A 25,073-nucleotide genomic window follows, 5' to 3' on the forward strand; every position below is an offset into this window, starting at 1 on the left:
GATTATTTTTATTATTTATGCCTTGTTTTTAAAATGCCAATCACATCTTGTAGTGACAGATTCTGGTCTTGTAGTAAAACTAATAAATGATAAATAAGATCAGCCGATTCATTTGTTAGTTCCTCTCGATCATGGACAGTCGCAGCAAGGGCGGTTTCAACGCCTTCTTCTCCCACTTTTTGGGCAATGCGTTTAGTGCCATCATGATACAGTTTTGCCGTATAGGATGACTTAGGATCGGCATTTTTACGCCCAGCAATTATCTGTTCTAATTCAAACAAAAATCCCCATTGGGTTTTAGCCGAAGCAAAACAACTTGTTGAGCCGGTATGGCAAGTTGGGCCAACTGGATTCACTAAAATCAATAACGTATCATTATCACAATCAGTTGAAATACTCACAACATTAAGAAAATTGCCAGAAGTTTCACCTTTTGTCCAAAGGCGCTGTTTGGTGCGTGAATAAAAAGTGACTTTACCGCTGCTTTGTGTTTGTATTAACGCTTCTTGATTCATATAACCAAGCATTAACACATCACCAGAAACATAATGCTGAATAATGACCGGCATTAAATTATCTACTTTTTGCCAATCAAGTTGTTGTAAATCTAATTGGGTATTGCAATTTTGAGTTAACATAATCGAATATCTACTCCATGTTGTGCCAAATATTGTTTAAGTTCACCAATATTAATGATTTGCTTATGAAAAACGGAGGCGGCTAATGCACCGTCAACTTCAGCTTCGTCAAATGCTTGTAAAAAATGCGCCACATTGCCTGCACCACCTGAAGCAATCAGAGGCACCTTGCAAATACCGCGAACCGCTTTCAGTTGCTCAAGATCATACCCATTACGAATGCCGTCTTGGTTCATCATATTTAGAACAATTTCGCCCGCGCCACGTTTTTGCACCACTTCTACCCAATCAAGTGTATTCCATTTTGTGGCAACAGTGCGTTTTTCGTCACCTGTAAATTGATAAACATGATAATTGTTTGATTCTTTGTCATACCAAGTATCAATACCAACCACAATACACTGTACACCATAACGATCTGCAAGCCTTGTAATTAAAGTGGGATCGGTAAGCGCAGGGGAATTAATCGAAATTTTATCGGCACCAAAGCTTAATATTTGCCCAGCATCTTCAACGGTTTTAATTCCGCCAGCAACACAAAAGGGGATATCAATAACTTCGGCCACTTTTGCAATCCAACTTTTATCAACCACTCGCCCATCTGACGAGGCGGTAATATCATAAAAAACCAATTCATCCGCCCCTTCTTGCGCATAGCGTTTTGCTAAAGGCACAATATCACCAATAATTTCGTGATTTCGAAATTGCACTCCCTTAACCACTTGACCATTACGAACATCTAAACAAGGAATTATTCTTTTTGCCAGCATGAAATTGCCTCCTGAACAGTAAATTTTCCTTCAAGCAAAGCACGGCCAACAATCACACCTGCTACGCCACTATTTTGTAGTGCTTTAACATCGTTTAACTGACCAATACCGCCAGATGCTTGAAAAGCAATTTGTGGGTATTTTTGGCTGATTTCTTGATATAATTTAATGTTTGAGCCACTTAGTGTGCCATCTTTTGAAATATCAGTGCACAGTACATGTTGTAAACCATAAGGTAAATAATCCTCAATCACTTGTTCTAATGTCTGTTTTGAATCTTCTTGCCAGCCATGAATGGCAACATATTTATTGCCTTGATTATCAATGTGAACATCCAGAGCCAACACTAATCTTTCTGCGCCATATTTTGTGAACCACAGTTTGACTAATTCAGGTTGTTTAATCGCTGTTGAGCCAATTACTACGCGAGCGGCGCCGGCGGATAGTAATGATTGTATATCTTTTTCAGTACGAATGCCGCCACCCACTTGAATAGGCACTTGTACGCCATTAATCAACATTTGTATTAACGAAATTTGGCGCGCGGTTGGATTTTTCGCTCCAGTTAAATCAACAAGATGCAATAGTTTAGCGCCTTGTTTTTCATAATTTTGTAAACGCAAAAGGGGGGTATTGCCATAATTGCGCTTTTGCGCATAATCACCTTGATGTAATCGCACAACGCTACCATCAATTAGATCAAGAGCAGGAATAATCATTGGAAAAGTTGTCATAGTTACATCTCCAAAAAGTTTTTGAGCAATTTTGCACCGGCTGAGCCAGAACGCTCGGGATGAAATTGCACGCCGTAGAAGTTTTCTTTTTGTACGGCAGCGGTAAAGCTTTCGCCGTAATTGGTTTCTGCTATTGTTGCTGAGCATAGTGGCATCGCGTATCCATGTACAAAGTAAAAATAGGCATCATCAGGAATATCTCGAAAGAGATGATGACCGGCTTTTGGGTAGACTTGATTCCAACCCATGTGTGGCAAAGGTAGACCATAATCAGGAATTTCAACAACGTTTTCAGGGATGATTCCTAAAGTATGCACATGCCCTTCATTGCTGTAATTCGCTAAAAGTTGCATACCAAGGCAGATCCCTAATACCGGTTGCGTACAAACTTTGATAAGTTCTATTAAATTGCGTTCTTTTAGTTTTTGCATAGCTGAACTTGCTGAGCCTACTCCTGGTAGAAACAGTTTGTCTGAACTTAGCACGACATCAGGATCAAGGCTAATTATTGGATCATAACCTAACCGTTGCACGGCATATTTGACCGATGAAAGATTAGCGCAGCCAGTATCAAGAATGACAATCTTCATTTATAGCACTCCTTTTGAACTTGGCAATTGATCACTTTTAATTTTGATTGCTTGTTTTAATGTGCGTGCAAAGGCTTTAAACAAGCTTTCAACTTTGTGATGATCATTATTGCCTTCGGTTTCAATGTGTAACGTGATAGCCATAGCATAACTCAGTGAGTAAAAGAAATGCTCAACCATTTGTGTGCTCATCTCGCCTACTTTTTGGTGGGTAAACTCCGCTTTAAATTTAAGATAAGGGCGCCCTGAAATATCAATTACACACTTGGCTAAACACTCATCCATTGGAATAACAGATGCGTAACGCGTAATGCCGCGTTTATCGCCGAGTGCTATTTTAAGAGCCTCGCCTAACGCCAGTCCAGTATCCTCGATGGTGTGGTGATCATCAATATGTAAATCACCCGCTACTTGAATATGGAGCTTAATACCGCCGTGTGTAGCAATTTGATCGAGCATATGATCAAAAAAACCAATTCCCGTATTAATTTGACTACCACCTTGGCGATCGAGCCATACTTCGACTAATATTTTCGTTTCTTTGGTATTGCGTTCAACTTTAGCATAGCGATCAGTGACAGTTAATCGTTGCGCAATTTCGTGCCAGTTTAAATCTTCAGGATGATATCGTAACCCTTTGATTTGCATATTTTCAGCTAATTGAATGTCCGTTATCCTATCGCCAATAACGTAGCTATTTTGTTTGTCCAGTTTACCACTGGTAAGATAAGGTAATACTAATTGGATTTTAGGTTTACGACATTCGCAGTTATCCTCGGGAAAGTGAGGGCAAATTAGCACATCTTCAAAATTAACGCCTTGCGATTTAAAAATCTGCATCATTAGATTATGCGGTCCATCAAAATCTGCTTGTGGATAGCTGCTAGTACCCAGCCCATCTTGATTGGTGACCATCACTAATTTGTATCCTGCTGCTTGTAGTTTAAGCAGAGCAGGGATCACATTCGGTTCAAAAGCCAGCTTATCAAAACGATCAACTTGAAAGTCAATTGGAGGCTCGGTAATTAATGTGCCATCTCGATCAATGAATAAGTATTTTTGTAACATTTTTGCTCCTATTTTATTGCCTTGAGCGCAGAAATTACTGCTTCACACTCAGCTTGGGTACCAATGGTGATTCGAATCATATTATTTTGGCCAATCGACTTGCTTTGATCGCGTAAGATAATCCCTTTATTCCATAAGATATTAAACACGTCTTTATTATCTTGAAACTTCACACATAAATAGTTGGACGAACTCGGATAAATTTTTTCAACAACTGATAACAGTGCTAGCGAACTGGCAAATTTTTCTTTTTGTTTGTTCAAATTGATTACATGCAACTTCATAGCATTAATACCATCTTTACTCAGCGCTTGTGCCGCAATATCAGCAACGGGGGTAGCGAGTGGATAGGGGGCTATGACTTTTTGTAAAGCATCAATCACTGACTTATTGGCAATAGTAAAACCGCAACGTAATCCCGCTAAAGCAAATGCTTTTGATAATGTACGTAACACAACTAAATTAGAGTAGTTAGCAAGCCAACTCACCACTGTTGAGTTAGGGGAGAACTCAATATAAGCCTCATCAATCACTACTAAAGCACGATTGTTAGCAATATTGAGCAACGTTTTAATATCCTCAGGATCAATTAAGTTACCCGTTGGATTATTGGGTGAACAAACATAAATCAGTTTAACGCCATCAAGATGCTGCTCGATACCCTCAAGATCAAGCTGCCAATCGGCTTTGGTTGGGACTGTTTTGGTTTTTATGCCTAACGTTTCAGCACTCACTTGATACATGCCATAAGTTGGTGGGCAGTACAAAATGCTGTCTTTTTCAGGCTCGCAAAATGCACGCATTAATAATTCAATAGCTTCATCAGCACCGCGGCTAACAATTAACTGATCGGGTTGTACACCTGCATATTGAGCATAACGCTGAATCACTTTTTCTGGTTGTGGCTCTGGGTAACGGTTTAAGGTTTGTTCGGTTAATTCAAAATGTGGTGCGACGGGGTATTCGTTCGCATTGAGCCACACATCACCATTACCGCCAATTCGACGGGCGGATTGATAAGGCGTTAGTTTCTGAATATTTTTTCTAACTAATTGATTAATATCCATGTTATCCACCTATTTTTAACCCATTGAATTTAATGCCGCTAGGCGCAAAGTAACCGCGTGTTTATGGGCGTTCAGTTGTTCGGCTTCGGCCATAAGTTCGACAGCGTTTCCGATTGCTTTTAAGCCCTCTGGCGATAATTTTTGTACTGTCATTCTTTTTTGAAAATCAGCCAGCCCAAGGCTAGAATATGTTGCGGTATAGCCATATGTTGGCAGTACATGATTAGTCCCAGAAGCATAATCACCGACTGATTCAGGCGACCAATTGCCTAAAAATATTGAACCAGCACTGGTGATTTGTTCAACTAATTCATCTGCATTGGCTGTTTGAATAATTAAGTGTTCGGGACCATAACGATTGCTGATGTTAATGCACTGAGTTAAATCTTTCGTTACAATTAAGCGACTCTCTTTCAAGGCTTTTTCCGCAATCTCTTTGCGCGATAGTTGGGCAAGTTGCTTATCGACGGCGATTGATACCGCTTGCGCAATGACCTCGTCAGGGGTAAGCAGAATCACTTGCGAATCAGGGCCATGTTCGGCTTGTGATAACAGATCGGCAGCAATAAAATCAGGGTTTGCCGAACTATCAGCAATAACCAGCACCTCAGAAGGACCCGCAGGCATATCAATGGCGGCACCGTCAAGACGTTGACTTACTTGGCGTTTGGCTTCGGTAACGTAAGCATTGCCTGGACCAAAAATTTTAGCCACTTTAGGCACCGATTCAGTACCAAATGCCATAGCAGCAATCGCTTGAGCTCCACCAAGTTGATAAATCTCGGTAACGCCACAAAGTTCAGCTGCATATAATATTTCATCGGCAATCGGTGGCGGCGAACATAAAATCACTTTACGACAACCCGCAATTTTAGCTGGTATTGCCAGCATTAACACGGTTGATAATAAAGGGGCGGAACCACCGGGAATATAGAGTCCCACTGAATCAATCGGGCGGGTCACTTGCTGACATTTTACACCTGGCATAGTTTCAACCGTAATGGCTTGCTTTACTTGTGCTTGGTGAAACTTGTTAATATTAGCAACAGCAAGTTGCATAGCTTGTTTTAAATCAGAATTAACGCGACTAGTAGCTGCTTTAATTTCATCTTGAGTTAATTTGATCTGCTTAATTTGAACTTTATCAAACTTGTTGCTTAGTGCTATTAATGCTTCATCGCCATTTTGTTTAACTTGAGCCAAAATATCTTCTACTGCTTTGCTAATCGAATCAGAGGCCGTGATAGCAGGGCGTGTCAATAGCGCTATTTGTTGTTCATTTGTACATTGTTGCCAATAAGAGAGTTTCATATTATTACTCCATCATTTTTTCAATTGGTAAGACCAGAATTGAGCTGGCGCCTAATGCTTTTAGTTTTTCCATAGTTTCCCAAAAGAGTGATTCACTGCTCACCATATGTAGCGCCACACGATTTTGTTCACCGGTTAAAGGTAAAATGGTTGGATTTTCTGCACCTGGAAGCAGGGCAACTACATCTTCTAAAACGGCGGTTGGGGCGTGTAGCATAATATATTTGGATCCACGTGCCTGAATGACACCTTGAATTCGAGTCATGATTTTATCTATCAGTGCTTGTTTTACTGGTGGCATTTCGCCTTTGCGCTGGATTAAACAGGCTTTTGATTTATAGATAATTTCGATCTCTTTAAGACCGTTTGCTTCAAGTGTTGCGCCACTTGAAACCAAATCACAAATTACATCGGCAAGTCCTGCGCGCGGTGCAACTTCGACCGAACCATTAAGTAAGCAGGTTTTAAAGGTAACATTATATTGTGCAAGATAACGGCGGAGCAGGTGAGGATAAGTGGTCGCAATACGCAGATCATTCAAACATTCAGGACCTGTATAAACAAAATCACGAGGCGCGGCTATCGATAAACGACAACCACCAAAATCTAAACTGCGTAATTTTTTGAATTGTGGATTTTCGCCTTCGGCTTGCCTATCTAATACTTCTTCTTCTAATACATTCTCGCCGACAATCCCAATATCGACAACGCCATCAATCACCAGACCGGGAATGTCATCATCTCGAACTCGCAAGATATCGATAGGCATATTTTCGGCAAAAGCGATCAAACGCTGTTCTTGCAGATTAATCTTAATGCCGCATTGTGCCAGTAACTTTTTTGACTCATCACTTAAACGACCTGATTTTTGCATCGCAATGCGTAAACGCGAATTATCCAACATACTTTTCTCCAAAGTTATCTAAAAATTTATAAACCACAAACAAAAAACCCTCGGAAGTTTGATCTTCCGAGGGTTCTCTGCTTGCTTTTGCGATATCACCGGAAGATCAACGTCTTCCAGCACCAATCGCCCGAAGACTATTCAGGAATGATGGTGATGATGATGTTTAGTCACAAAATTAGTAACAAAAACGCAAAAACAAATCATAAAATAAAAACCTTTAACTGAGTTAATAATTAAATCTATTGAACAAAATATAACAGAAATTGCCTACTCGCAACTGTTTTTTTCGATTTTAAATAATTATTTAATAACCAGTAGATGCGATTTATGTCAATTAGACAATTTGTTTTAATTGATGATTAACCTGCACATGCCTCATTATTAGTACAAAACTAACGTAGAAAATTATGTAGTCTATTTCAATATTTTTATTCAATTTTACTGTGCTATTTTAGGGAATAGTTCAATGTTTATCTTATGTTATGTTAAATAAATTAAAAAGGTACACGTATTTTCTGATCAAGTATTTCTTCAAACAGCATGATTAACTTCTGAAAAATATTTTCCCATTGTGTAATGTATTCTGATGTACTTACTTCTATCAAAAAATCAGGTATTGCTTTGTTAGGCATTCCTACCGATTTACCTTTTTTATATGATAAAGAAATTGCTTTATTTTTTACTTGATAATATAAATAAAAATCAGAACCTTGCTCACAAAACCATATTTCTTTTATTTTTTCGTGTAATGACTTAGCGGCATTGATGGAATCAATAATATCATCCAAACAGATTAAAAAGTCACAAAACAAATCCAAAGTAATATTAAATCCATTACTGAATGTGATATTTATACATCCTTCAACATATTGAGATAGCTCAACAAGAGCAAAATGAAAAGGGGGCAATTCCATTTCATCATTATCTAAATATTCATCTAGCGCGGTTGGCTTTTTCTTTATGGTTAAATTAATATTCATTTTTTCGGGTAGTACAGGCTTGTTGTAATTCTCAGTTCTCATCAGTATCCGCTTTTGATGACTTCAAATGTTGTTTGCGTTAATGTATTATCATACTAACCTCATTTTTACTCATCGGCGTTAAATGCCTTGATATTCCTAAGTAGTGATATATAACATAACTAAACTATAACGATAATATTCAACATATCAAATTTTATCCTAATGCCAATTTTTTTGCTAAAGAAGCTAAAGAAAGAGTTTGCACCGAAATTTATTCAAGTCTATTGTCAATATAAATAGTTGGCACGAATATGAGAATTGTTTAATTTTAATAATTTCTTGATATTCATTTTCTATGCGTTCATAGTATAGTTCCAGTTTTACATTGGAATTATCCTTTTCATTAGTATCGGACTTAGTTTCATGAAATCTTGTCAAGTTAAACTTAACCTTCGATAAAGGTTTAATATCGAAATTAAATTTTTTCACACATGAAACAAATTCATACAATATTGTTTTTTGTTGTAAGCTGATAAATCAAAAATATCCCAAAAAAACTAGCCAAGCTTTTTAAAAGCGGTTATTATTTCATCAATTATTGAAAACAGCTTATTTAATAAGCTGTCACAACAATAAAATTCAAATAAAACAATAATTTATTTTAATAGTGAACCGTGGTGTATTATCATTTTAGACACCAGACACTGGCAAACCGATGTCTTAAATTTATCAAATAATCCTATTCGCCGAGTTTTTGCACGACACTCATTTATCTCTTCGAAATTATTCCGAAAATTCTTGCTAGCGTTGGTACTACTACTATTATTATTGTCGTCTTAATGGAATTTGCTGGCATTGGGAGCTAAAAATAGCCGAGAGGTAAATAATTGTAGTGATGCAATAATATTACCATCACCAGTTATCAACTTTGTAAGACCTAATCCGTTTTGGGGTAGTACTGACGACAATGCTTGGCGACGGAATTTCGCCGGCCCTGCTGATATGTGGCAACTGAAAAAAGGATTCTTTGTTCAATCAATTGATCCTGCATCATACGCCCTGAATTTTCCAACCACGGGAGCTAATGGATTATATTTTGATTTACTGATGGATAACGTTGATGAAAGTGAATTGACATGGGCACCAGTCACGCATGAGGGAATAACTGCTACCGTGAAAAGGGTATCCGCGACAGATCATTGGATTGAAAGACCACCGACTTGGCCTCCTACTCCTCCGGATGTGGTGACTCGCGTTATTCTGACAGGTCCAGAAGCACAGGCGCAAATAAACATTGCCAAGCCTACTCGAATTACCGTGCCAAGATTACCACAGACCTTTGAGTTAGTGGGTAGAGATAATCATGGTAATGAGATAGTAAAATATGGCTTTGTTTTGCAGAAGTGGTTCGTCAATCGATGGATACACGACGAATCCCCTGATAAACAATCACTTTGGTGTAGTAACTTAGGCTATCGTTTTCCAAAATCACAGAACCTTACTAACGCCGTCTGTACTATGAGTAGGGATGGCCCCGTCGTTGTGCAGGTGCTGTTGGTGCTACGCCGTCATCAAGTGGTAATTATTACCAGCGTCGAATAGGGGGGAGGATTATTTGCGGAGTGGGGCAGCATTGGTGAATATTACAGTTCACGATTTATAAATTCTGGTTACTGGAGTAGCTCTATAGGAATTCCCCAATTCGTTACTGTGGCCTCTAGCAGTGGGACAATATATAGCGATGTTCCTTTATACTTTGTCTACTATGGAGTTTGTGTCACTCCTTAGCTTTTAGTTCTTAATACTTAGGACGCAGTTAGGTTTATCGTACTCATTAAGGACAAGCCATTAAAAAATAAAACCACCGCAATAATAAACAGAAATTAGGCTGTAATTCATTGATTTTATTGAAAAGGTATCTCAATTTTTACAATACCCAAGAGTCAATACCGTTATTAATCTGGCATCAAAATGCGCCGACAACTGATCAGGGAGGGTATAACAGTTATAACGATTAATAATTGCTTAAGTAGTTAAAATAGTGATAGTGGCTTTCACTGTTTTAAGTTTTTGATTCAGTAACTAAGCAAGCTCTTGCAAGATTGTTTAACATCTAACTGCGTTAATAAAAAACCGTTCTCAATGGAACGGTTTTTTATTGATTGGTATCAATTAAATTTGCTTATTAACCCTTGTATTTTTTCATGACAATTGAGGCATTTGTACCACCAAAGCCAAAGCTATTTGACATGACTGTAGTAAGTTCACGTTCGGTTGGTTCAGTAATAATGTTCATACTAATTGCTGCATCATCAAGTTCATCAATATTAATACTTGGCGTAATAAAACCATGTTCTAACATTAATAATGAATAAATAAGCTCTTGTGCACCAGTTGCACTTAATGAGTGACCTGTCATTGATTTGGTTGATGAAATCGCTGGAATATTATCACCAAATACTTGTTTGATTGCCCATAACTCTTTGACATCACCCACTGGGGTTGATGTGCCGTGGGTGTTGATGTAATCAACCGGGACATCTAAATCTTGAATAGCAAGTTGCATACAACGCATTGCACCTTCGCCTGATGGGGCAACCATATCATGCCCGTCTGATGTTGCACCATAGCCAACAAGTTCGCCATAAATATGAGCACCACGAGCAAGGGCATGTTCTAATTCTTCAACAACAACCATACCGGCACCACCTGCAATAACAAATCCATCACGGTTTTTATCATAAGCGCGTGATGCTTTTTCTGGGTTGTCGTTATATTTGGTTGATAAAGCTCCCATGGCATCGAATTCGCATGACATTTCCCAGCAAAGCTCTTCGCCACCACCGGCAAAAACGATGTCTTGCTTGCCAAGTTGAATCAGTTCGGCAGCGTGACCAATACAGTGAACCGATGTTGCACAAGCAGATGTCATTGAGTAGCTAATCCCTTTGATTTTAAATGGGGTTGCTAAACAAGCCGAAATCGCCGATGACATTGATTTGGTTACAGCATAAGGACCAACACCACGTAGGCCTTTTTCTTTCATGCCAGCAACGACATTGTATTGTGTTTTGGTTGAGCCACCATAACCAGCAATTAAACCAGTGCGAGGGTTAGAGACTTGTTCCGGAGTCAATTTTGCATCTTCAATGGCTTGTTGTAAAGCTAGATAACCATAAATAGAAGCATCATTCATGAAGCGAACAACTTTGCGATCAATCAGTCCTGTCGTGTCGAGTTTGACATTCCCGCATACATGGCTACGCATTCCGCTATCTTTCATTTCTTGGGAAAAGGTAATACCGCTACGACCAATTTTTAGTGATTCTAAAACTTCTTTAGTATTATTCCCAATACTTGAAAGAATTCCTAACCCTGTAATAACAACACGTTTCATTTACTATTTAGCTCCTAAGTTATCTGGCTTCATACAAAAAAAGTGCGTTGATTATAGCGTACAGTTGTAAGCTGAACAATACCTTGCTGTGTTTTTATTTTGATCTTTTGATATTGACTTGAATATTTATATAGATAAAGCAATTAAATCAAATATAACCTTATAAAAAGTTGCTAAAAGCGGCATAGATGATGGTTGTTTTAGTCTGCAATATTTGCTTGCCAAGCTTTATATGATTGCTGTAAACTGTATAAATAAACAGTGTTTTGGTAAGTTAAATATGTCCGAAAAAATGATAACCAAACTTGAAATATTAGCCGAATCAGCAAAATATGATATTTCTTGCTCGTCGAGTGGTGCATCAAGAAGTAATAAAGCTAAAGGTATCGGTAATGCACATAAATCTGGTATTTGCCATACTTTTACTGCCGATGGAAGGTGTGTTTCGTTACTTAAAATTATGCTGACAAATTATTGCATGTTTGATTGCGCCTATTGTATTAACCGGCAAAGTAATGATATTCCAAGAGCGGGCTTTACCCCGCGTGAGCTGGCCAATTTGACCATTGAATTTTATCGCCGTAATTATATCGAAGGCTTATTTATCAGTTCGGGGATTGTTAGAAGTCCAGATCATACTATGGAAAGAATGATTAGAGTGGTAAAAATTTTGCGTGATGAACATGGCTTTAATGGCTATATACATATGAAAGCGATCCCCGGTGCGAGTAACGATCTAATTAATCAAGCTGGTTTATTAGTTGATAGGATGAGTGTTAATTTAGAAATTCCAACCGAAGAAAACCTTAAATTACTTGCGCCCGATAAAGATCATCAAAGCATCTATCAACCTATGCGGCAAATTCATCAAAATTTGATAGAAAATATTGAAGATCGCAAAAAATTTCGAGCTACGCCCAAATTTGTACCTGCTGGGCAAAGTACTCAAGTTATTATTGGTGCGACAGATGAGTCGGATAAGCAAATTTTGCAATTAACCGCCAAACTTTATAAACGACCAAGTATGAAGCGAGTTTATTATTCGGGATTTATTCCGGTAAATGGTTACGACAAACGGCTGCCTGTTGTGCAAGAAGTACCAAGAGTGCGTGAAAACCGTTTATATCAAGCCGATTGGTTATTGCGTTTTTATGATTTTAATGTCGATGAAATTGTTAATGACCAATATCCCGATCTGGATTTAACGGTCGATCCTAAATTGGCTTGGGCAATCCGTAATCCGCAGTTTTTTCCGGTTGATGTTAATCGTGATAGTTATCAACAAATATTACGAGTGCCAGGTATTGGAGTTAAGTCTGCCAAGTTAATTGTGATGGCAAGGAGTCATCGAAAGCTTACTCTTGACGCGCTTAAACGCATTGGCGTTGTTTTAAAACGTGCACAATTTTTTATTGTTTGTCATGAAATGAGAAAATTCAAATTACTCAACTCATCGGCCGAATATATCCGACTATCGTTGCAAGAACCACCTTTGCTAGAAGATAAACAGACAAATATTCCACAACAATTAGTGATGGGATGGTAAATCATGTTAGCATTTTATTATGATAAGAGCTTTGAAAGCTTGCTTTGTGCAGTGTTTGATGCTTTTAAACTCAAAAAAATGCCTGAATGCTTATTAACCACAGGGCAGGTCGAACCGTTGTTAGTGTCAGATAGGCATTATGTTGAATTTTGTGATGCAAAATATGAACGAGTACGCGTAGCATTAATTAACAAGATTAGCAAAGTTGCGCTTCGTCATTTGATGTATGTTTGGCTATCGGAACTTTCCGAAAGTGATTTAATTGTTTTTCGTTACATTTGTAAGGTATTTAAATCATCTAAATCAATCGAAACTGATTTTGCCGATCAAGATGTGCTAACTGTGCATGATATTGCTAAAAAAGTGAGCCGAGAACGGCATCGTGTGATGCAATTTGTACGCTTTAATGCGATTAATAATCCTGTTAAAGATGTTGTTGAGCGTAACGATAGGGAAGATAAAATTTATTTTTCGATTATTGGACCTATTTATAATGTTTTGCCGTTGGTGCTTAAATTTTTTAAAGAACGTTTTGCCGATCAAAAATGGGCAATATATGACGAAAAGCGTGAATATGGTTATATTTATAATTTACACAGTATTGAACCAGTTTCGCTTATTAATAAAGATGATTTGATTATTAACAGCCAAGTTAATCAACATTATCTAACCGAAGACGAAGCACTATTTCAAACCATGTGGTTACGCTATTGCAATGCGTTAACCATCAAAGAACGCATCAATCCTAAATTACAACGGCAACAAATGCCAAGCCGATTTTGGCATTATCTGCCAGAAATGAAACCAATATCAAAATAGATAGGCAAATAAAAGTGACTAATTAGCGTCATCATAAATAAAAGACCATAAATAAACCGCCAATTAATGACGGTTTATTTATTAACTTGATTTAACATAGCAGCATAATTTAATTAAAGCTATTGTGAATCGATATCATTAATAACATCATTAATCGATTCTTCACGTTGTTTTTGCTTGCTTTCATCCACTTTACCACCCGATGCTACAAAGTCATTACGTTGGAAGTAAGCGTTACGCATAAAGTTATAAGGGTCATCGCTATTTTTAATTAAATCTTCATACTCGATCGCAACAGCACGCGCTTCAATACCGTCAAACATACCACGCACTAAAGCCCACTGCCAATCTAACCAAACAAGCGGTGGATAAAGAGAGTCAACTAGGCTACCACCTTCGTTTCTTAACGTTGCTGATCCATAAAACGGTAGCACAACATAAGGACCATAAGGCACTTCGTAATGACCTAGAACATCGCCAAAACTCCGTTTGCCACCTTTTTGTAATTGAGGATCTGACATGCTAGCAACATCCATCAAACCCGCAAAACCGAAAACGGTATTTAAAAAGAATCGTGCTAAATGCGTGCCAGCTTTATGAACATCGCCTTGTAATAAGTTGTTCACCATTGAAGCGGGTTCAGAAAGGTTAGAGGAAAAGTTAACCACACCTGTACGAACAGGGGAAGGAACGTAATCTTTCCAAGCGACTGCCGTAGGGCGCAAAATATAAGGATCAAGCGCATAGTAGTTAACATTAAACATGGTTTTGTTAAAGCCAGATAACGGATCACTATAGGAATTGCTTTCGGACTGATAAGTGGCGCAACCTGTGAGAGCCATTACCGAAAACATCATACCAACTATTCGTTTTTTCATAGTACCTTTGATTAAAAGTAATGAGGTTAAAGATGAGGCGATTGTATCATGATTACTAAAAATAGAAAATTTTTCGTTATTTAAATGGCATTATCTTTTCAAATTTATTAGAATACGCACTCCAATGACCTCATAGTTAAATGGATATAACAAGCCCCTCCTAAGGGCTAGTTGCAGGTTCGATTCCTGCTGGGGTCGAAATTATACCGTTCAATAAAATTCAAAAACGTTCAAAAATCCCAATAGAAACAAGCTTTATAATGATTTCATGGTTCATCTAAATTCAATAAGATTTAGCAAAATTCAAATTTTTATGTTATATGTTATGTTATACGCTCGGATATAACTTAAAAACGTATAACATGGCAAAGATAATAAAACCTTTAAATGATACTCAAATTAAAACAGCCAAACCAAAAGATAAGGATTACACTTTGTCCGATGGTAATGGATTATATATACTCATCAAAGTGACTGGCTCAAAGATATGGCGATTTAATTATATTAATCCAGTGTCCAATAATAGGGCTTTGGTTAGTTTTGGTAGTTATCCTGAAGTTACATTACAGCAGGCTAGGCAAAGACGAGAAGAATATAGAACATTAGTAAGCCAAGGTATAGATCCACAAGAACGAAGAAAATCATTAATAGAACAATCAGTAATAGAAAATAATAATACTTTTAAAAAAATATCAGATAAATGGATCGAATTGCAGAAATCAAAAGGTTTCACCAATAACACTATAAGCATTATTAAAAGCTCATTAGAAAACTATATTTATCCTGCGCTAGGTGATATTCCTATAAATCAACTTAAAGCAAAAGATTTTATTCCTGTTTTGAGACCATTAGAAAGCGCAGGGAAATTAGATACAGTTAGGCGTATTATTCAGCGAATAAATCGAATTATGGATTACGCTGTTACACAAGATATTATTGATATTAACCCTGTGGTCAGAATGAGTACAGTTTTTAAAACGCCTATAACTAAAAACCAACCATCATTACCGCCGTCAGAATTACCAAGAGTAATGAAAGCCCTTTCTTTGGCTAATATAGAATTACAAACCAGATGCTTAATAGAATGGCAATTATTGACTATCACAAGACCAAGTGAGGCAGTAAGTGCTTTGTGGGAAGAAATAGATCTAGATAATAAACTATGGATAATACCCGCTGAAAAGATGAAAATGAGACGTGATCATCTCATACCATTGTGCAAACAAGCCATAAACCTACTGGAAATAATGAAGCCTATTAGTGGTCATACTAAATTTGTTTTCCCGACACTAAAATCACCCTATAACAAACCAATGAACAAAGAAACAATAAACATGTCTCTTAAAAGAATGGGCTTTAAAGGTGAGTTAGTTGCTCATGGGTTTAGGTCATTAGCATCTACAGCTTTAAATGAGCATGGCTTTGATTATGACCTTATTGAAGTTTCATTAGCTCATGTGGACAGAAACGCAATCAGAGCTATTTATAACCGAGCTAACTACCTAGATAAAAGGAGAGATATGATGCAATGGTGGGGTGATTTTGTAGAGCAAGCAAGCCAAGGGAATGTGTCTTTATCAGGGAGTAATGCTTTGAAAACCGTTAATGATTAGTTTTGCCATAGCCATATATTAAGCCAGTCAACTAGACTGGTTTTTTATTGCCTCTTATATAGGAATATACTTTATATATTATTTTTAATAACACTAACAACACTAATAACATAATATAATTGATTTATATATATTTTTTTAAGTGTTATTAAAAGATAATAATAACAGATATAACATTAAATTATGTCATTAGGTTTGATTCTAAATCTGTACTGATTTCTAAATGAGAGCCTTTCCTTTGGATAGCCAGATTTCTCTAAAAAGCAATATTAAAAAAACATGTAATTTTATCCAGTGGTGGTATAATTATATTTAAATATATTCAGTAAATTAAATTAGTTACGCCTAGGGTAGCTCCTGAACATTCGTAACCCTAACGAACTGGCGTAACTTCTTCATTAGGGTTATTGTTTGGGGGGCAAATGAATACTTACGACTCATATAGCTGTAATTCACTTGAAAAAGCTTATTATAGGCCCATTGAAGCGGCTATTAGATGGTGTAATCTTATGGCTCAAGAAAGTTACATATTATCCACTATGAATGAATATTATATTCCGCCAGCAAATATGTTCCCGCAGTGGCCTTGCCTAGCTGTAAACGCAGAAAAGATATTATATGCAGCTATGAATGGTCAGATTCCTTATGGACGAGATGGTAAAAATGTAAATGCAGGTGAACAAGTAGCTAGACATAGAATAACTGTAACACATACAGATTTAAAAGAGTGGATGACTAAATATTATCCTAATCAAAAACCTGGTTTTTTATTTGATGATATAGAAAAGAGCTATCATTCAGGAATCACATTAGAAACTTATAATGTATTGTTAGCAGAAAAAAATAAGATGGATATTAAATTAAAGCAAGCTAACGATAAGATATCAGAATTAAACAAAAAATTGAACGAAAATGAATTAGAAAATTTATCTCTAAAAAATATGTTAGATAAATTTGGTTCGAATGAGAAAAAACCTACATCAAAACAATTGGCATTCATTAAAGCATTACTTTATATCCACTATGGAGAAGATGTAGCTGAAAATCCTCGACAAGAAATTAATAAAGATTCTTGTAATAATGTAAAAGGTGAAATAGGTACAATTAGGGAAGATTTCATTAAATATGGATTAGTAAATAATTTACCTTCAGGGGACATTGTTCGAGATTGGGTAAATAAAATCGAATTAGATTTAAAATGATTTTGTGAACTCACAACCTAAAATGTAAATTCACAAAAAATAATAAAATACTCTCTAAACTCCTCATTAAGTTAAACACAAATGAACTTAATGAGGTAAGAAATGCAGTTAAATACTCCTAAATATTATTCCCTTGATGAACTGGCGTTAATCTTAGGTTGTGCTAAGAATACATTACGCTACGATCCAAATTTCCCCAAAGGTATTAAAGTTGGCAAGCGTCGAGTAGTTTACGATATGGCCGAAGTTAAAACCTATTTAGAAAGCAACCGAGTACAGTAAGGGGCTTTCAATGTCATATTCAATCACATTAGAACAACACAAAGCAATTAGGGATAAATACGGTATCCAATATGATCGTCTTGTTCGTGAAAATGAACGATACAAAATTACAAGTATCGCCCGTTCTACTGCTTGGCAACTTGAGAAAGAAGGTAAATATCCATTAAGAAAATCGTTAGGAGCTAATTCTTGCGGTTGGTCATTAGTGGAATTACTTCACTGGATAGACAACCCTCCAGCAGTAGCAAAGATAAATCAACCGACTAAACGCCGAGGGTTTGCTAATGGGAGCTACTAAGATGATTATTAAGCAAGGTGATATTGAATTAGTTCAATCTAAAGAGGTTCGTATTGATAGCCGTTTGGTAGCTGAAAAAATGGGAATTAAACATTTGAGTTTGATGTCTTTAGTTAATAAAAATAAAAGTGAGCTTCGGGAATTAGGCACGCTTCCATTTCAAATCGAAACGTGCAAACACCGAACGGGTGCAAGTAAAAGTAAATATGTATTACTAAATGAAATTCAATTTGATTTTATATCTCGGTTAATCAGAGGTAAGAATCATAAAGATATTGTTAGATTTAAATTAGATGTAACCAAAGCCTTTGCTGCTAGTCGTAAGCGTGAAGCCGTAAAACGTGAATCATTAGCCTATTACCATGAAAGCCGAGATTCATTATCAACCATGCAAGGAGTAGAAAAACATCACTATATAAACCTTGCTAGAGCTGAAAATAAAATGATTGGTTTATCTACTGGTGAGCGACAAAATGCTGATGAAGTTCAATTAGGTATGTTGATTTGTTTACAACAGATTGAAACATCCGTATTTAAAGAAATCGATTCACCGACAGAAGCAATTAGAGAAGTGAGTAGACGGTTTAATGCTCTTGCTAATTTAATTAGTCCCAACGGTGGGATTACTCATGTTCGGTAATAAAAAAGGCAACCTGTTACAGTTGCCTTTATTCAAACATTAAAATCAATTAATAAGGAATTTTCAATGACAGTAGATATAATTAGATGCATTGAGATTGTGCCAAAGCGTCACGCATTTAAAGCACGTTCTTATAATAACGCAGAGCTAAAAAATTGGGTAGATTTCGGAAGCGTTCGAAAGGATTTTAATTATTTATTCAATCTCATTTTACAAGCAGTTTTGACCCAACCAGAAAAAGATTCACCATCTTTCTTGGCTTGTTGGTTAATTTGTTCAAGTAGATCATCTTCGAACCTTATAATTTTTCTTGTACTGTTAGAACGATCTGTTTTTTTCTTATCTTTTTTTTCTTGCATTGGTTATTTAACCTCTATTCCTCGTGATTGTAATTCTTTTCGGATTACTCTTTTCATCCAACCAGCAAGTGATTCGTCGCCATCTTCTTTTTGTGCTTTTTCCATGGCAAGACGTAACTCAGGATCTAGTCTAAATTGGAATGGAGGATTACCTCGTCTTTTTTCTGACATGTGTATTGACACCTCTATTACGTTAGTGGTAATGTATTTATGTGTGATGACATGTTACTGTCACATACTAAAAAAAGCAATGTCCCGAAGTGCGGGAACACTATCGAGGCATCTAACCACAATAACATTAAACGAGGTAATGATTATGGCTAACCGCTATGATAGCGTACACCTATGCGCAAGACAACCCAAACTATATAAATCAAGTAAAAAACACTTGCACAATCTCAATCATTCGGGCTATATTGATAACGCCTTAGCAAAATCTAAGGTCAGGATTGGAACCCTGAACAGTTACTTGGCGACACATGACGCCCAAAGCGTCTTTTTTTGTGTCAATGCTTGCGCACACCTATTTATCAATATTTCTTCTATGGTGGCGTTAGTGGGGCATCCGAAAGGATGGCTGGGTCACCAAGTAACCAGTAGTTCCAACCCTGCTAACGTCACCGCCAACGAGATTGGAACCTCTAGCGGTGGTTATGTAAATCATTACTTGGAGGCTGTCACTATGACTACTATCCCTACCCCTGTTATATCCAATCAAAAACTATATAAATTCTATGACCTATCAACGGCTCAAGTAGTCCAAACAACGGCAACAACCGAACGCCAAGCACGCAAGAGCCTAGGCAAATCATCCCTTATCTTTATTGCCAGAATTCGCTTATATCCAGTTATTGAAAGAGCCAGAAGCTTTGGAGGTTACAGCCATGAATAATGATCAGTTAATTTGTAATGTTGAATCTAAACTTATTCAAGTTCGGAGCATGGCTAAAATTGCCTTAGATAATACTAACTATAAGTGCGCAGGATATGACGAGCCTTTTATCGAACAAACCGATATGAGTAATTTACTGTGGGCTATCGTTGATTTAGTAGAGCAAGCTTTTGATGAGTTACAAGGGTGCGGATTAACGGAGGATAAGAATAATGGCTAATATCTCACTGGACGCAATTAATACTATCAATGCAAAACTAGGACAAGCTAACGCTATCACCACGCTTTTAATGGGTGATTGTGATTCTGATATGCCAATTAATGATGAGTTACGAGCTTATGCCCTTGATGCCATATCAGACTTGATTAGTGATTCTAAAAAGCTATTTAGAAGCGAAACCGAACGCAAGGGGTTATAAGATGAAAATCAATGAAATTACAACCCAAGCTATAGGTAAATGGGATTATATCTTTCAATCATTAGGTATTGAAGTGGGTAATGGCAAGCATTGCCCTTGCCCTGTCTGTGGCGGTAAAGATAGATTTAGATTTGATAACCAAAATGGTAGAGGTACTTACATTTGTAACCAGTGTGGTAGTGGTGACGGCTTAGAGCTTATCAAAAACTATTATCAATGCGACGCTAAAGAAGCATCGAGTAAAGTAGTGGAGTGTTTAAATCTGTCTAATCAGAATAACAAAATACGGGAAAATCTCGCATTTAGGAAAATAGATTCCGAACAATTACATAATGATAACATACCAGATAATCCCGTATGTAAAAAGGTCGAGTATTTGCTATCTAAAGCAACATTAGGGCAATCTCAATACCTGACCAAGAAAGGATTAACCTTTGATTTACCCTTGTTAGATAACGGGCGCATTTTTGTGCCCATGCTGAATCTTCATAATGAATACGCAGGTGGCCAATTTATCGAACCTGACGGCAGTAAGCACTTAATGAAAGGCTCAAATAAGAAAAGTGCTTTTATATTAGTGCGCTCAATATTGAGCAGACCTGCCGAGGTGTGCACAAATTTGCTCACACATAATGAAATTATTATCTGTGAGGGTTTGGCTACAGGGATATCGATAGCGGAATTCCGCCAGCAGTCTACTGTTATATCCGCTATTGACGCAGGCAATCTTATTCATGTGGCTAAAGGCATTCGTGAGTTAAATCATACCGCTAAAATCATTATTGCAGGTGATAACGATATTGGTCAAAGCCCTAATACGGGCTTAGCTAAAGCAATAGAGGCAGCCCAAGCGGTAAATGGTTATTACTCCGTTCCTGATACAGATTATAAATGTGATTGGGATGATTATAGGCAACAACATGGCATGAATAAAACTACAGTGGTATTTGACAGCAATATCAAAAAAGCTGAATGTAACTTACAAGGTAAAAGCCAAGACGTTGGCATTACGAAAAATGCCCATAATCCCGTTCCCGACTTATCGCAAATGCAAGCCAGCCAGAAAGCAGATGTACTTATAGAGCACTATGACAATAATCTTGCCTTAGATATGCTTACTAATGAAGTCTATCAGTATAAGGATAATGTTTGGCAGATGATTGCTGAAATGGATCTAAAGCGTGAATTAGTTCAGCTATTCAGGCAAGCAAAAGCGCATTATTCAGAAAAAGGGGTTAAATCAACCATTGATACCATGAAACTACAGATACCGTTAAAAGGTGAACAAGCTAGAAATTTAATCGGGTTTAAAAATGGCGTTTTTGATTTACAAGCTCGTGCTTTTAAGCCTCATTCTAAAAGCCATTGGTTACAATCAATTAATAATGTTGATTACGTTGATAGTGTATCTAATGAAAACTTGGAACGTCATGCACCACATTTTTATCAGTGGTTATCACGCTCAGCTAAAAAAGATAAAATCAAAATGGATGCGATAAAAGCTGCGCTATACATGATTTTAGCCAATCGTTATGACTGGCAATTATTCTTAGAGGTTACAGGCGCAGGCGGTAGCGGTAAAAGTGTTTTTGCTGAGATTGCTACCATGCTAGCAGGCAAGAATAATACGGTATCGGCAAATATGGAAGCCTTAGAAAAACCAAGAGAAAGGTCGCTTATTGTTGGGCAATCATTAATCATCTTACCTGACCAAGCCAAATATATCGGTGAGGGTAACGGTATCAAGGCGATTACTGGAGGTGATGAGGTGGCAATAGATGAAAAATACAAGAAACCTTATTCAACTAAGATACAGGGGGTTATATTAGCGATTAACAATAACCCAATGACATTTAGTAATGATGATGGCGGTATCTCACGGCGCAGGGTTATTTTTCACTTTGGCGAGCCTGTCCCTGCTAACGAAAGAGATCCTAACCTTAAAGATAAAATTAGCGCAGAGTTATCCGTTATTATTCGGCATCTCTTTAACTATTTTAAGGATGATAGCAAGGCTAAATCATTACTAATTAAACAGCAAAAATCATCGGAGGCTATCGAAGTGAAACGATTAACTAACCCACTGATTGATTTTTGTAGTTATCTTTTTGCTACAGATAAACCCGATGGAATGATGATAGGTAAATACTCGACACCGATACAGTTTAAGCGGTTTTTATATCATGCCTATATTACTTTTATCGAAAATAATAACTTGAAAAATCCATTATCGCTTCGAAACTTTGTTAATGCTTTACCATCAGCCATGAAAGAATATGATGTAGAAGTCATTATAAGAGCAAGGCATAGCGAGGGACGCAGGACTAACTTACACCTTGATTATGATAAGTGTAATGACTGGTTCCCTGATGCTGCGTTAGAGGTTGATAACGAACTTCATAACCGATTTACCCATAAATACAATAAACATTAAATAGGAGGCAATCATGCCAATTACAGTACAAGACATTAAAGACCATAACGACTATTACGATATCACTAACTTTATTGCTGATATGAAAAATTCTGAATATGAAAAACTCTTAAACAAAAATGCTTTTTTTTATAGTGATGCCCATGGTTTTATTCGGCATGTTTTATCAGATGAGCCCATAGCGACAAATAAAGATCAACTTAATTTATTGATTAAACATTTAGAAAAATACCGAGACAAGTTGGACGATACTCCAATATTAAATAAAGATTAGATAATTCTGTTCTGATGCTTTCTGATTAATTTTACCTAATTCATTGAATTAACAATATTATTTTGTTTTGTTAGACTGCTGTTTGGGTTAATAGAATAACCACTAATTAGCGCAGATATGGCAGTCTAAAACCAAAGCGCAGCACCTTCTATAGTTTAACCACTATCAACTTTCAAAGCCTTTCATATCTCGCTGTAAATAATTTATTAATACAGGTAAATATAGATATGAAAAAACTGATTGAATTACGTCAATTAAAAGCGGCCAAAGTAGCCGAAATGCGCTCAATGCTTGACAAAGCAGAGCAAGAAAACCGCAGTATGACCCCTGAGGAAAAAACACAATTTGATACCATTAAGGCTGATGTTGAGCAACTCAATACAGATATTGCTAACTATGAAACCTTAGCCAATGAAGAGCGTAGCCTTGCGGATAAAGGTAAGCCCGTCGATAAAAAACTCACTAATGAAGAGTTACGCAACTATATCCGCACGGGGGAAAGCCGTTCATTATCGACTGGCGTACCTGCTGACGGCGGTTATACGGTTATTCCTGAGTTAGATAAAGAAATCATGCGCCAGTTATCGGATGAATCGGAAATGCGTGCGATTTGTACGGTTAAAAAAATCGGCTCAAACGAATATAAAAAACTGGTATCTGTAGGTGGCGCAGCGGTTAATCACGGCGAAGAGGGAATAGCTAGAACGGAAACCGCTACCCCAAAACTTGAAGAAGTATCAATCAAGTTATACCCGATTTATGCTTATCCTAAAACAACGCAAGAAATCTTAGACTTTAGTGATTTGGATGTCTTAAGTTGGTTAACCGATGAAATCAAAGATACTTTTGTCGAAACCGAAGAATTAGACTTAATTAATGGTAATGGCACTAAAAAAGCTAAAGGATTCCTTGCTTATCCGCAAGCAGCACAAGCCGATAAAGTGCGTCCATTTGGCACACTAGAAAAGATGACAACTACCGCAATCACGGCAGATAGTTTAATTGATTTACTTTTCAAACTTAAGAAGAAATACCGTAAAAATGCTGTATGGGTAATGAACTCAAATACTGCAGCAACATTACAAAAACTTAAAAATGGTAATGGTGATTATATTTGGCGTGATGGTTTAAAAGCAGGTGATCCTGATATGCTGTTAGGTAAACCTGTTCATTATTTAGAAAATATGAATGATACGGGTGCCGTTGTTGCGGTGGGTGACTTTAAACGGGGTTACTACATTGTTGATCATGAAACAGGGGTAAGAACCAGACCCGACAATATCACAGAGCCAGGATTCTATAAAGTCCATACCGATAAATATTTAGGCGGTGGTTTGGTTGATTCTAACGCTATCAAAATCTTAGAACTATCAGCAGGTAAATAATAACAGGGGCTATATGCCCCTTTGAGGTTGATATGGATAAGAAACAATATGAAATTAGAAGCACCGAAATAACACGAGACGATACTAAACTAGTGGGTTATGTGGTTAAGTGGAACAGCCGATCGCAATTAATATGGGGTGATTTTTATGAGCAATTCGCTCCTAGGGCTTTTAGCCAATCATTAAATAATAATCCTGATATTCGTGCTTTATTTGAGCATGATCCGAAGTCTTTATTAGGTCGTACTACTTCAAATACATTAATTCTTAATGAGGATGATATTGGGTTAAGGTTTGAGCTTACACCACCTGATACTCAATTAGGGCGTGATTTGCTTGTCAGTGTTGGACGTGGTGATATTCGAGGTATGTCGTTTGGGTTTATGGCTACTCAAGAATCATGGGATTTTAATCAAGAGCCTTGTTTAAGAACTGTCAGCGCAGCCGAATTATTTGAGGTGACGGTCACCAGTATACCCGCCTACCAAGAAAGTGATATTCAAATTGCTAAACGCTCGATGCTTGAAGCTAAAACAAAATTACAGCCTGATTTAAGTAAAGCATGGCTTGACCTTATGGAGTTATAAA

General features: G+C 37.1%; 28 protein-coding genes, 1 tRNA gene and 1 other annotated feature. Of the genes, 16 read left to right on the top strand and 13 right to left on the bottom strand.

The features are described 5' to 3' along the window. Positions 1-11: 11 nt before the first annotated feature. The 9 genes from hisIE to A9G24_RS11255 form a co-directional block, all read right to left on the bottom strand. On the bottom strand, positions 12-638 hold the full coding sequence (gene hisIE / locus A9G24_RS11215; RefSeq protein WP_065639090.1) for a bifunctional phosphoribosyl-AMP cyclohydrolase/phosphoribosyl-ATP diphosphatase HisIE: 627 nt from the start codon (positions 636-638) through the stop codon (positions 12-14). Next, on the bottom strand, positions 632-1,408 hold the full coding sequence (gene hisF / locus A9G24_RS11220; protein WP_065639091.1) for an imidazole glycerol phosphate synthase subunit HisF: 777 nt from the start codon (positions 1,406-1,408) through the stop codon (positions 632-634). Before hisF ends, hisIE begins: the two co-directional genes overlap by 7 nt. Next, a complete protein-coding gene (gene hisA, locus A9G24_RS11225) occupies positions 1,390-2,127 on the bottom strand; it encodes a 1-(5-phosphoribosyl)-5-[(5-phosphoribosylamino)methylideneamino]imidazole-4-carboxamide isomerase (RefSeq protein ID WP_065639133.1) in 738 nt (245 codons plus the stop codon). Before hisA ends, hisF begins: the two co-directional genes overlap by 19 nt. Before the next feature lie 17 nt (positions 2,128-2,144). Beyond that, positions 2,145-2,732: an imidazole glycerol phosphate synthase subunit HisH gene (gene hisH / locus A9G24_RS11230; protein ID WP_065639092.1), complete on the bottom strand. Its 588-nt coding sequence runs from the start codon at positions 2,730-2,732 to the stop codon at positions 2,145-2,147. After that, entirely contained in the window at positions 2,733-3,800 is a 1,068-nt protein-coding gene (hisB, locus tag A9G24_RS11235) for a bifunctional histidinol-phosphatase/imidazoleglycerol-phosphate dehydratase HisB (RefSeq protein ID WP_065639093.1), read from the bottom strand. An 8-nt stretch (positions 3,801-3,808) separates the two neighbouring features. Further along, the gene (hisC, locus tag A9G24_RS11240; RefSeq protein WP_065639094.1) at positions 3,809-4,867 is read right to left on the bottom strand and encodes a histidinol-phosphate transaminase; all 1,059 of its coding nucleotides are present in this window, start codon (positions 4,865-4,867) and stop codon (positions 3,809-3,811) included. A gap of 15 nt (positions 4,868-4,882) precedes the next feature. Further along, complete coding sequence (gene hisD, locus A9G24_RS11245) at positions 4,883-6,178, bottom strand: histidinol dehydrogenase (RefSeq protein ID WP_065639095.1); 1,296 nt, start codon at positions 6,176-6,178, stop codon at positions 4,883-4,885. A gap of 4 nt (positions 6,179-6,182) precedes the next feature. Continuing rightward, the gene (gene hisG, locus A9G24_RS11250; RefSeq protein ID WP_065639096.1) at positions 6,183-7,082 is read right to left on the bottom strand and encodes an ATP phosphoribosyltransferase; all 900 of its coding nucleotides are present in this window, start codon (positions 7,080-7,082) and stop codon (positions 6,183-6,185) included. Positions 7,083-7,120: 38 nt separating this feature from the next. Continuing rightward, positions 7,121-7,245, bottom strand: a sequence feature (His leader region). Positions 7,246-7,579: 334 nt separating this feature from the next. Beyond that, entirely contained in the window at positions 7,580-8,107 is a 528-nt protein-coding gene (locus A9G24_RS11255; RefSeq protein WP_218056297.1) for a hypothetical protein, read from the bottom strand. A gap of 786 nt (positions 8,108-8,893) precedes the next feature. On the opposite strand from A9G24_RS11255, the gene A9G24_RS11260 reads away from it, so the two are divergent. After that, positions 8,894-9,649 carry a hypothetical protein gene (locus A9G24_RS11260; RefSeq protein WP_065639097.1) on the top strand — a complete coding sequence of 252 codons (756 nt, stop codon included), beginning with the start codon at positions 8,894-8,896 and terminating at the stop codon, positions 9,647-9,649. Positions 9,650-10,232: 583 nt separating this feature from the next. On the opposite strand, the gene fabB is transcribed toward A9G24_RS11260, so the two are convergent. Beyond that, positions 10,233-11,444: a beta-ketoacyl-ACP synthase I gene (fabB, locus tag A9G24_RS11265; protein WP_065639098.1), complete on the bottom strand. Its 1,212-nt coding sequence runs from the start codon at positions 11,442-11,444 to the stop codon at positions 10,233-10,235. Positions 11,445-11,724: 280 nt separating this feature from the next. Between fabB and A9G24_RS11270 the strand changes: the two genes are divergently transcribed. Together A9G24_RS11270 and A9G24_RS11275 are read left to right on the top strand one after the other, a co-directional pair. Beyond that, the gene (locus A9G24_RS11270; RefSeq protein ID WP_065639099.1) at positions 11,725-12,990 is read left to right on the top strand and encodes a putative DNA modification/repair radical SAM protein; all 1,266 of its coding nucleotides are present in this window, start codon (positions 11,725-11,727) and stop codon (positions 12,988-12,990) included. A 3-nt stretch (positions 12,991-12,993) separates the two neighbouring features. Then, positions 12,994-13,809: a TIGR03915 family putative DNA repair protein gene (locus tag A9G24_RS11275; protein ID WP_065639100.1), complete on the top strand. Its 816-nt coding sequence runs from the start codon at positions 12,994-12,996 to the stop codon at positions 13,807-13,809. 119 nt (positions 13,810-13,928) lie between these two features. Here the strand turns inward: A9G24_RS11275 and A9G24_RS11280 are convergent, their stop codons facing one another. Then, complete coding sequence (locus tag A9G24_RS11280; protein ID WP_065639101.1) at positions 13,929-14,687, bottom strand: MlaA family lipoprotein; 759 nt, start codon at positions 14,685-14,687, stop codon at positions 13,929-13,931. Positions 14,688-14,813: 126 nt separating this feature from the next. Between A9G24_RS11280 and A9G24_RS11285 the strand changes: the two genes are divergently transcribed. From A9G24_RS11285 to A9G24_RS11310, 6 genes are all read left to right on the top strand, one after another. Then, positions 14,814-14,885 (top strand) — tRNA-Arg (locus tag A9G24_RS11285). Between the two features lie 164 nt (positions 14,886-15,049). After that, positions 15,050-16,300: an integrase domain-containing protein gene (locus A9G24_RS11290; protein ID WP_065639102.1), complete on the top strand. Its 1,251-nt coding sequence runs from the start codon at positions 15,050-15,052 to the stop codon at positions 16,298-16,300. A gap of 422 nt (positions 16,301-16,722) precedes the next feature. Next, positions 16,723-17,502, top strand: a complete 780-nt coding sequence (locus tag A9G24_RS11295; protein ID WP_065639103.1) for a hypothetical protein — start codon at positions 16,723-16,725, stop codon at positions 17,500-17,502. Positions 17,503-17,604: 102 nt separating this feature from the next. Next, positions 17,605-17,784 carry a helix-turn-helix transcriptional regulator gene (locus A9G24_RS11300; protein WP_065569266.1) on the top strand — a complete coding sequence of 60 codons (180 nt, stop codon included), beginning with the start codon at positions 17,605-17,607 and terminating at the stop codon, positions 17,782-17,784. 10 nt (positions 17,785-17,794) lie between these two features. Next, entirely contained in the window at positions 17,795-18,082 is a 288-nt protein-coding gene (locus A9G24_RS11305) for a helix-turn-helix transcriptional regulator (protein WP_065639104.1), read from the top strand. A gap of 1 nt (position 18,083) precedes the next feature. Then, positions 18,084-18,722 (top strand): Rha family transcriptional regulator, encoded by a 639-nt coding sequence (locus tag A9G24_RS11310; protein WP_176701206.1) that lies wholly within the window; start codon positions 18,084-18,086, stop codon positions 18,720-18,722. A gap of 191 nt (positions 18,723-18,913) precedes the next feature. Here the strand turns inward: A9G24_RS11310 and A9G24_RS11315 are convergent, their stop codons facing one another. Both A9G24_RS11315 and A9G24_RS12740 read right to left on the bottom strand, forming a co-directional pair. Next, a complete protein-coding gene (locus A9G24_RS11315; protein WP_065639105.1) occupies positions 18,914-19,081 on the bottom strand; it encodes a YlcI/YnfO family protein in 168 nt (55 codons plus the stop codon). Positions 19,082-19,084: 3 nt separating this feature from the next. Further along, positions 19,085-19,252 carry a hypothetical protein gene (locus A9G24_RS12740; protein WP_176701138.1) on the bottom strand — a complete coding sequence of 56 codons (168 nt, stop codon included), beginning with the start codon at positions 19,250-19,252 and terminating at the stop codon, positions 19,085-19,087. A gap of 79 nt (positions 19,253-19,331) precedes the next feature. Here A9G24_RS12740 and A9G24_RS11320 point away from each other — a divergent pair, with 79 nt between their 5' ends. The 7 genes from A9G24_RS11320 to A9G24_RS11350 all read left to right on the top strand — a co-directional run bounded on the left by A9G24_RS11320 (position 19,332) and on the right by A9G24_RS11350 (position 25,072). Beyond that, positions 19,332-19,973, top strand: a complete 642-nt coding sequence (locus A9G24_RS11320) for a host cell division inhibitor Icd-like protein (RefSeq protein ID WP_176701207.1) — start codon at positions 19,332-19,334, stop codon at positions 19,971-19,973. Next, positions 19,966-20,193: a hypothetical protein gene (locus tag A9G24_RS11325; protein ID WP_065639107.1), complete on the top strand. Its 228-nt coding sequence runs from the start codon at positions 19,966-19,968 to the stop codon at positions 20,191-20,193. The genes A9G24_RS11320 and A9G24_RS11325 overlap by 8 nt, the downstream gene beginning before the upstream one ends. Beyond that, entirely contained in the window at positions 20,186-20,392 is a 207-nt protein-coding gene (locus A9G24_RS11330; protein WP_065639108.1) for a hypothetical protein, read from the top strand. The genes A9G24_RS11325 and A9G24_RS11330 overlap by 8 nt, the downstream gene beginning before the upstream one ends. A 1-nt stretch (position 20,393) precedes the next feature. Then, positions 20,394-22,826 (top strand): phage/plasmid primase, P4 family, encoded by a 2,433-nt coding sequence (locus tag A9G24_RS11335; protein WP_065639109.1) that lies wholly within the window; start codon positions 20,394-20,396, stop codon positions 22,824-22,826. Between the two features lie 13 nt (positions 22,827-22,839). Then, positions 22,840-23,100, top strand: a complete 261-nt coding sequence (locus tag A9G24_RS11340) for a hypothetical protein (protein WP_065639110.1) — start codon at positions 22,840-22,842, stop codon at positions 23,098-23,100. Between the two features lie 227 nt (positions 23,101-23,327). Then, entirely contained in the window at positions 23,328-24,485 is a 1,158-nt protein-coding gene (locus tag A9G24_RS11345) for a phage major capsid protein (RefSeq protein WP_065639111.1), read from the top strand. A gap of 32 nt (positions 24,486-24,517) precedes the next feature. Next, positions 24,518-25,072 carry an HK97 family phage prohead protease gene (locus A9G24_RS11350; RefSeq protein WP_039128010.1) on the top strand — a complete coding sequence of 185 codons (555 nt, stop codon included), beginning with the start codon at positions 24,518-24,520 and terminating at the stop codon, positions 25,070-25,072. Position 25,073 lies beyond the last annotated feature (1 nt).

Origin of the sequence: Gilliamella sp. App6-5 (assembly GCF_001690525.1) — a bacterium.
Classification (GTDB): Bacteria; Pseudomonadota; Gammaproteobacteria; order Enterobacterales; family Orbaceae; genus Gilliamella; species Gilliamella apicola_H.